This window comes from Nocardia sp. NPDC058497, assembly GCF_042720195.1.
In the GTDB taxonomy this organism is placed as follows: Bacteria; Actinomycetota; Actinomycetes; order Mycobacteriales; family Mycobacteriaceae; genus Nocardia.
The window spans coordinates 1-7,229 of the sequence record NZ_JBHXMY010000301.1; the positions used below are offsets into that span (position 1 = coordinate 1).

Annotated in this window: 7 protein-coding genes and 1 pseudogene; 5 read left to right on the top strand and 3 right to left on the bottom strand. The window is 67.9% G+C overall.

Annotated features, from left to right (window positions below; all coding sequences use genetic code 11):
- From ACFWPJ_RS19840 to ACFWPJ_RS19850, 3 genes are all read left to right on the top strand, one after another.
- A partial coding sequence (locus tag ACFWPJ_RS19840; RefSeq protein ID WP_378853363.1) for an AI-2E family transporter occupies nt 1–869 on the top strand: 869 nt, incomplete at its 5' end.
- Complete coding sequence (locus ACFWPJ_RS19845) at nt 866–1,543, top strand: cyclase family protein (RefSeq protein ID WP_378853365.1); 678 nt, start codon at nt 866–868, stop codon at nt 1,541–1,543. The genes ACFWPJ_RS19840 and ACFWPJ_RS19845, both read left to right, overlap by 4 nt.
- Entirely contained in the window at nt 1,540–2,343 is an 804-nt protein-coding gene (locus tag ACFWPJ_RS19850; protein ID WP_378853367.1) for a HEAT repeat domain-containing protein, read from the top strand. The genes ACFWPJ_RS19845 and ACFWPJ_RS19850 overlap by 4 nt, the downstream gene beginning before the upstream one ends.
- A gap of 28 nt (nt 2,344–2,371) precedes the next feature.
- On the opposite strand, the gene ACFWPJ_RS19855 is transcribed toward ACFWPJ_RS19850, so the two are convergent.
- Entirely contained in the window at nt 2,372–3,130 is a 759-nt protein-coding gene (locus ACFWPJ_RS19855; RefSeq protein ID WP_378853369.1) for an SDR family oxidoreductase, read from the bottom strand.
- A gap of 165 nt (nt 3,131–3,295) precedes the next feature.
- On the opposite strand from ACFWPJ_RS19855, the pseudogene ACFWPJ_RS19860 reads away from it, so the two are divergent.
- Nucleotides 3,296–4,884 (top strand): annotated as a pseudogene (locus tag ACFWPJ_RS19860) (alpha/beta hydrolase).
- Nucleotides 4,885–4,967: 83 nt separating this feature from the next.
- Here the strand turns inward: ACFWPJ_RS19860 and ACFWPJ_RS19865 are convergent.
- Nucleotides 4,968–5,291, bottom strand: a complete 324-nt coding sequence (locus ACFWPJ_RS19865; RefSeq protein WP_378853371.1) for a hypothetical protein — start codon at nt 5,289–5,291, stop codon at nt 4,968–4,970.
- A gap of 205 nt (nt 5,292–5,496) precedes the next feature.
- On the opposite strand from ACFWPJ_RS19865, the gene ACFWPJ_RS19870 reads away from it, so the two are divergent.
- The gene (locus ACFWPJ_RS19870; protein ID WP_378853373.1) at nt 5,497–5,805 is read left to right on the top strand and encodes a putative quinol monooxygenase; all 309 of its coding nucleotides are present in this window, start codon (nt 5,497–5,499) and stop codon (nt 5,803–5,805) included.
- On the opposite strand, the gene ACFWPJ_RS19875 is transcribed toward ACFWPJ_RS19870, so the two are convergent.
- Nucleotides 5,802–6,995 (bottom strand): helix-turn-helix domain-containing protein, encoded by a 1,194-nt coding sequence (locus ACFWPJ_RS19875; RefSeq protein WP_378853375.1) that lies wholly within the window; start codon nt 6,993–6,995, stop codon nt 5,802–5,804. The two genes, ACFWPJ_RS19870 and ACFWPJ_RS19875, sit on opposite strands and share 4 nt — an antisense overlap.
- Nucleotides 6,996–7,229: the final 234 nt, after the last annotated feature.

Here is a 7,229-nt window from a genome sequence, read left to right on the forward strand (position 1 = left end):
TCGCGGCGCTCTTGAGCCCGGGGGGGCCCCAGCCGCCACCCCACCCGCCCCCCCGCCCCCCGGGGGCCGACACCCAGGTCCGCGAATGGACCCAGGGTCCGCCGTTGCGCATCCGCGACGAGCAACTCGATTCCGCGGTCGAGGCGATCGTGGGGCGATTGCAGTCCAGCGGCGCGCAGATCGCCAGCGGCGTGTTCACCGGCGTGAGTACCGCGACATCGGTCCTGATCACCGTGTTCCTGGTCGTGGTGCTGGTGTTCTTCTTCCTCAAGGACGGCACCCGCCTGCTGCCCTGGATGCACACGGTGTTCGGCAGCCGCAGCGGCCGCCACGTCGAAGCCGTCCTGGAACGGGTCTGGGCGACCCTGGGCGGATTCATCCGCACGCAGGCGATCGTCAGCCTGGTCGATGCCGTCTGCATCGGCGTGGCGCTGTTCATCCTCGATGTTCCGCTGGCGCTGGTGCTGACGGTGATCACCTTCATCGGTGGATTCATCCCGATGGTCGGCGCTTTCGTCGCCGGTGCGCTCGCCGTCCTCGTCGCGCTGGTCGGCAACGGGTTCACCACGGCGCTGATCGTGCTCGGCGTCGTCATCGCGGTGCAGCAGCTGGAAGGCAATGTGCTGCAACCGGTCCTGCAGAGCCGCAGCATGGAACTCCACGCCGTCATCGTGCTGCTCGCGGTCACCGCGGGCGGCTCGCTCTACGGCATCACCGGCGCGTTCCTCGCGGTGCCGGTCGTCGCGATGATCGCGGTGGTCATCCGCTATATCGGTGAGCAGATCGACGCGGCCACCGAACCGGAGGCCGACGAGCCTGACAGTGACCAGGTCGTGGCGACCCCGCCGTCGCCCGAGCCCGCCGCATGACCCTGATCGACCTGACCCTGCCGATCCACACCGGGATGCCGGTGTATCCGGGCGACCCGGAAGTTCTGCTGGAACCGGCACTTCGAGTCGCGGCCGACGGGGTGAACGTGCTCGGTGTTCACCTCGGATCGCAGACAGGGACCCATGTCGACGCTCCCGCCCATCTCGACGACAGTCTGCCGACGCTCGACGAGCTTCCCCTCGAACACTTCACCGGGCCCGCGCAGGTCGTGGACGCGCGGGCTGTTCCGGCGCGAGGTGTGATCGGAGTCGACGTGTTCGACATCGATCTCGTCCCGGGTTCGATCGTGCTGATCGCCACCGGATGGTCCGCCCACTGGGGTACCGACGACTACCTCGCCCACCCGTGCCTTGGCCCGGATGCCGCACAGATGCTGGTGGACGCGGGGATCCGGACCATCGGCATCGATGCGCCCAGCATCGACCTGTCCGAAGCCGAGGATCTCGACCTGCCCGCGCACCGGATCCTGTGCGGGGCGCACGCGGTGATCGCCGAGAACCTCACCAACCTGGACCGACTGCTGGCCGCCCAGTCGGCAGGCGCGTCGATCGAGGTTTCCTTGTTCCCGCTCCGGCTCAGTGGAGCGGACGGAGCTCCGATCAGAGCGGTGGCACGAGTCGGGGGTGTACCCCCAGGTACCGTTGCGCGGTGAACCCAGCTGACGCGCGACTCCTCAAAGACGGTGACCTCGAGACCCGCGAGGAAAATCTGCGGCTCCTGCTCGCGCGGGCTACCGACGGCGACGCATCGGCCAAGGAAGCGCTGTGCGCGCTCGTCCGCGACTATCCCGACTACCACCGGTCGCTGTACAGCCGGGCCCTGAACCGGGCCGCGGTCTTCGGCGACGACACCCTGAAGGCACCGCTGCTCGCGTCACTGGCCGACACCCGGTACAACTGCCAAGCCTGGGCCGCGATGGGCTGCGCGGCGCTCGGCTTCCGCGACGCGGTTCCCGGCTTGCTCGCCCTGCTCGACCACCCACAACAGATGGCCCGCGAGCAAGCGGTGATCGCGCTGGGCACCCTCGGCGACGAATCGGCGGTCCCGGCGCTCACGCCCATACTGCGCGACCCGATCGCAGGCATGCGCGAACGTGCCGCCGAGGCCCTCGGCCGCATCGGCGGCGACGCCGCCCTGGCCGCACTCTGGGACGAATTCGACAACCGCCGGTACTACCGCATCGGCTATATCGCCAGCGCGCTGGCCACCTTCACCCCGGACATCATCCCGAGGCTGTGCGAGGCCGCCGCCAGCGACGACCCGGACCAAAGATACTGGGCGGCAGTCGCACTCGGTTCGACCGGCGACGATCGTGCCGTGCCGACGCTGGAACGGCTGATGGCGCACGACCGCGGCTCGACAGTCTTCGACGGCATGGTGAGCGTGGCCGCGAAGAAGGGCCTGCGCACCCTACGCCGAATCCAAGCCGCGATCGCCGCCCGCGAATCCTGAAAGCAGCCGCTCAGATGAGCGCTGCTGATTACCAGGGCAGCGGACCGTCCTCACCGAAGAATCCGCCGGTCGGCCCGTCATCGGCGAGCGTGGCCAATCGGATGAGCACCGCGGCGCCCTGCGCGGGCGTCAGGAATCCGGTGTGGTTGTTGCTGTCGGTGTCGACGTACCCGGGCGCGACGGCGTTGACGAGGATGCCGTCCTTGCGGAGTTCGTTGGCGTACTGCACGGTCAATGCGCAGAGGGCGGACTTGGACGGCGTGTACGCCGCCGACGGCAGCAACCCGGCGAAGGGTCCATCCGGATCGCTGAGGAGGGTCATCGAGGCGGCGTGCGAACTGACATTGACGATGCGCGCCGCCGAGGAGCGGCGCAGCAGCGGCAGCATCGCATTGGTCACCGTGATCACGCCGAAGACGTTGGTCTCGAACACCGCCCTGACCATGTCCAAATCGACGGTGCTGGGGATCTGATCGTGGGCTTGGTCGGGCGATACCTGACCTGAGCCGGTGATGCCCGCGTTGTTGATCAGGATGTCGAGCCTGCTGAAACGCTCGTCGATCACCTCGGCCGACTCCGCAACGGTGGCCGGGTTGGTGACGTCCAGTGTCAACGCGTGCACATCACCACCCGCCGCACGCAACTCCTCGGCCGCCTGCTCGCCACGCCGCGCGTCTCGAGCGCCGACCAGCACCGTCATGCCCAGAGCTGCCAATTGTTCGGCGGTCGCACGCCCGATCCCCTTATTCGCGCCGGTAACCAGTGCAACCTTCTTGTGTGCGTTCATGTCTCGCTCTCCCTGCTGGGTGGATGTGGTCAACGCACACAAGACGCCGGTGCTCGCGTTCTTGTGACAGGTGCCCTGTGCCCACTAGGCGGCCACGCGATCTCAGGGTTCCGATCCCCCGAATGGGGGACGACACCGTGAGCGCCAGGCATGACCATTGTTCGCATGCCAACTCCGAAATCGATCGTCTGCGGTGCCTTCGCCGCGCTGGCTCTCGTCGCCGGCGGCTGCACGTCGATCGACCAGGCTCCGACCGGCGCGGGCAATAACGTCGCGGAGCTGGTCGCGCAGGCCGATGCCGTACCCACTCCCCGCGTCTCATGGACGCCGTGTGCGGAGGAAGCCCTTCGGCGATACGAATGCGCAAGCGTGCCTGTGCCATTGGACTACGCCCGCCCCGATGGACCGACCATCGAGCTCGCGATTCTCCGCCAGCTTGCATCAGACCCGACGCGCCGGATCGGTACCTTGTTCACCGCGGCGCGTGGACCGGGTGGATCCGGAATCGACTGGGCCGCCGACGGCGAACTGTTTCCCGGCGAACTGAGTCGGCAGTTCGACGTGATCACCTTCGACCAGCGTGGAGTCGGGCGAAGCGCCCCCGTCCGCTGCTTCCCGAGTTCGGCGGCCCAGAGCGAATTCTGGAGCAACATCGCCATCCCTCCGACCGACGCCCGGCAACAAGACAGCACCGAGAATGCCAGTCGACAATTGGCAGCCGGCTGCGCGGCCAACAGCGGCGAGCTGATCTCCCACCTGACAACCGTCGACGCCGCCCGCGATCTCGATCTACTTCGGCGCGCGGTCGGTGAAGCGAAGCTGACCTACGAAGGCAGCTCCTACGCCAGCTACTTGGGCATCGTGTACGGCACGCTGTTCCCCGATCGTGTTCGCGCCCTGCAGCTTTCCTCGATCGTCGATCCCGACGCCTACACCAGCGACACCCGCTCCCACGTCGCCGACACGGCACAGGGCACCGAAGAGGTACTCACCGAATTCTTCCGCCTGTGCGCAACCGCCGGACCCCGACACTGCGCGTTCGCAGGCTCGCCGGAGTCGAGTACCGCCGATCTTCGGGCGCGCGACACCGCCGTACTCGACCGGTCGAAAATGGCGCCGATTCAAGTCGGGCAAGGCAGCGAGTCGGTGTCGGTGACCTACAGCGAAATCGTCCAAGCGCACGCCCTGCTGCTGTACAGCCCCTCCCGAGGGCGGCCGGCACTGGCCACTTTGCTGACCGAACTCGAGCTCGGTTCGGCAGGCCACCCCGGCGTGGTGCGCGAAATTCTGGCCGCCGTCGGAATGACCGGCGACTTCCTGGATTCCTTCGTGGCGATCTCCTGTGCGGACAACACCTTCACGCGGCAACCACATCAATGGCCGGAATTCGCGCAGGAAAGCGCCCAGCGCGCCCCCGTGTACGGACCGTTCTGGCTCTACCTGCGACAGCCCTGCGCCGCGTGGCCAACACCCGAGACCGGCTACCCACAGCGGTTCACCGGCCCCTGGACCCAGCAGTCACCGGTGCCCGCACTGCTGCTCAACAACCGCTTCGACCCGGCGACCCGGTAACCTCCGCCCGCCCCGCAGCGCAGGCAATGGGCACGGCGCGACTGGTGGTGATCACCGACGGCTTCGGCCACGAGCCGACCGGCGAATGCGCCACCACACTCCGCGAGCAGTACCTCATCGACCTGCAGATCCCCGAACCGGACACCACGTGCACCGCTGGACAGCCGCCCTTCGCAGAATGACCCGTTCGGACTCCCCTAGCTCAGCGTCTTCAGTGCTGCCGCGTCGTCCGGCAATCAGTTCTGGCTGCAGGCGCATGCGCGGTTCACGTGGGCGTCGGCACCGGTAGCCCTACGAGATGAAACAACATGGACAACAGCACCGCCGGAACACCCGTGACAGCGAAAGATCCCAGTACACCGAGCCCGAACCACCGCGTCATGCGCCACAGCGCGAGTAGACCACCGACACCGAGCGGCACAATGACGATGATCAGCCACATCGACCAGTAGCCGACCGATCCGTCAGCCACAACTCGGCTGCCGCCCAACACCTTCCACATCCAATCTCCGAACGGCAACGCCCGAACTCCCAGTGCAAGACCTACGACCACACCAACGCACGCCTGGCCCGCGGCAATAATCAACATCGCCCAACCTGGTCGCATCGAACATCCCTCCCCCATACCTCACCAACTGCCAGTGTCCCCGCTCCGGTGGGTTTCGATCGCGCGCCGAACCGGAGCCGCTTCCCCGGTAACGTGGACCTCGCCCTGGCGGCAAATCCCCCAGGAGGCCACGGCAGTGCCCCGGCTCGGCCCTCGAGACGGGCTCGGGCACGCTACCGTCAGGCGCATGTTCGCACTCGTCGTGAAATTCACGCTCATCGACCAGGACGCCGCCAACGCCTTCGATCAGGTGGTCGCCGACCTCGTCGCCCAGATCACCGAGCACGAGCCCGGCACGCTGGTCTACGCCACCCACACCGTCGACGGCGAACCGCTGTCGCGGATCTTCTACGAGGTCTACGCCGACCGCGCCGCGTTCGAGGCGCACGAGCAGCAGCCGCACACGCGCGCGTTCCTCGATGGCCGCAGCAAGTTCGTCGACTCGGCCCGCGTCGAGTTCCTCGGCGACGCGCCCGCGAAAGGCCTTCCCGCCTAGAGCCGTTCGGCGATCCCCAGCCACACCGCGAACCCGTGCACGCTATCGACTGCGCGCGCTTCGGCGCGGGCGATCGCACGCGCGGTCTCGTGAACCATCGGGTTGTAGCGGGTCTGCGCCGGTGAGATCCGCTTGGCGCTGAGCAGCGCGTCAAATGCGCGCCGCCGGTCCCCGTGCAGCAGGTAGGCGCGCGACAAGTCGATGAAGTGGTGCCCGACGCGCTCGCTCGGCGACCCGTCCGGGATGACGAGAGTGCGCGCCCGGGTGAGCGCTTCGGTCCCGTCCATCGCCTCAACCGCCAGCGCGACCGACCAGATACCCACGTTGGTCGGGCCGAAACTGAGGATGCGGTCCCGGTCGTCACCGAGCCGCGCCGCCGTCTCCCGCGCCTCAACGAGGTGATCATCGGCGAGCGAGCGGCGCCCGGACCGGGACGCGGCCAGACCGGACTGCAGGTGCAGGCCGCCCCACGCGATCAGATCGTCACGGGCGCCGGCGCCGAGCCGTGGCTCGATTTGGCCGCGGCACCGGTCGAGGAATGACAAGGCCGCGTTCCAGTCGCCGCCCGAGGTCAGCAGGGCGCCGCGCTGGAACTGCGCGACCGCTCGCCACAGTGGGTTGTCTGCTTCGCCTGCAGCCCAACCGATCCGGTCGACCGCGAGTGCCGCGAGGTCGGGGTAGCCCAGCTTGTAGGCGAGCGAGTGCGCCGAGTAATAGAGCTCGCACAGCATCACCAGCGCCCGGTCTCGGTCGGGACCGGTCCACCGGTGCACCGCGGCGCGCACCTCACCGAGCAGGCCGGGCAGCGCGTCGCCGAGCTTGTGGAAGGACGCCGACCGCCGCCAGGTGCACACTAGCTCGACCTCTCGGACGAGCGCGGCCACCGGGCGCACCTCCGAGACGCGCTCGTCGTCGATGTCGTAAGCGGCCAGCTCGGTGCGTAGGACCGCTACCGCGCCATGCACGACCGCGTCGGCTGATTCCACTGGCGCATAGGGCTGCCCGGTGAGCTCGGTCGGCGAGATCCGCAACGCCTTCGCGACAGCCGAGATGAAAGCCGGTGTGGCGCTAGCCCTCTTCTGCTCGACCTTCTTGATCAGCGATTCCGAGACCTTCGCCGCCTCCGCAAGGCTGGCCTGTGTGTGGCCGGCGAGTACCCGCTGCTCGGCGACGCGAGCGGCGACGGCCACACGCTCAGCTCCTCTGTTTGCTACCACGTCTCCAGTGTCCACGAGGTGACAACCCGGAGGGTGCAACGGACAAGTTTCTTGTCCGTTCAGCACTTCGGATTCCGGCACGGTTCTGGTGTAGCCACCGCCGCCCGCGGGGGGGAAAAACCCGGCGGGGGGCGGACACACCCACCAGCGGGGGCCCCAGTGGGGGGTCTCAACAAAAACGCTCAACCCCCCCCGCTCGGAGAGAGA

What these genes read in the sequence shown, in the direction of transcription:
- ACFWPJ_RS19845 (WP_378853365.1), top strand. Translation starts at nt 866, where the DNA reads ATGACCCTGATCGACCTGACCCTGCCGATCCACACCGGGATGCCGGTG.
- ACFWPJ_RS19855 (WP_378853369.1), bottom strand. Translation starts at nt 3,130, where the DNA reads ATGAACGCACACAAGAAGGTTGCACTGGTTACCGGCGCGAATAAGGGG.
- ACFWPJ_RS19865 (WP_378853371.1), bottom strand. Translation starts at nt 5,291, where the DNA reads ATGTTGATTATTGCCGCGGGCCAGGCGTGCGTTGGTGTGGTCGTAGGT.
- ACFWPJ_RS19870 (WP_378853373.1), top strand. Translation starts at nt 5,497, where the DNA reads ATGTTCGCACTCGTCGTGAAATTCACGCTCATCGACCAGGACGCCGCC.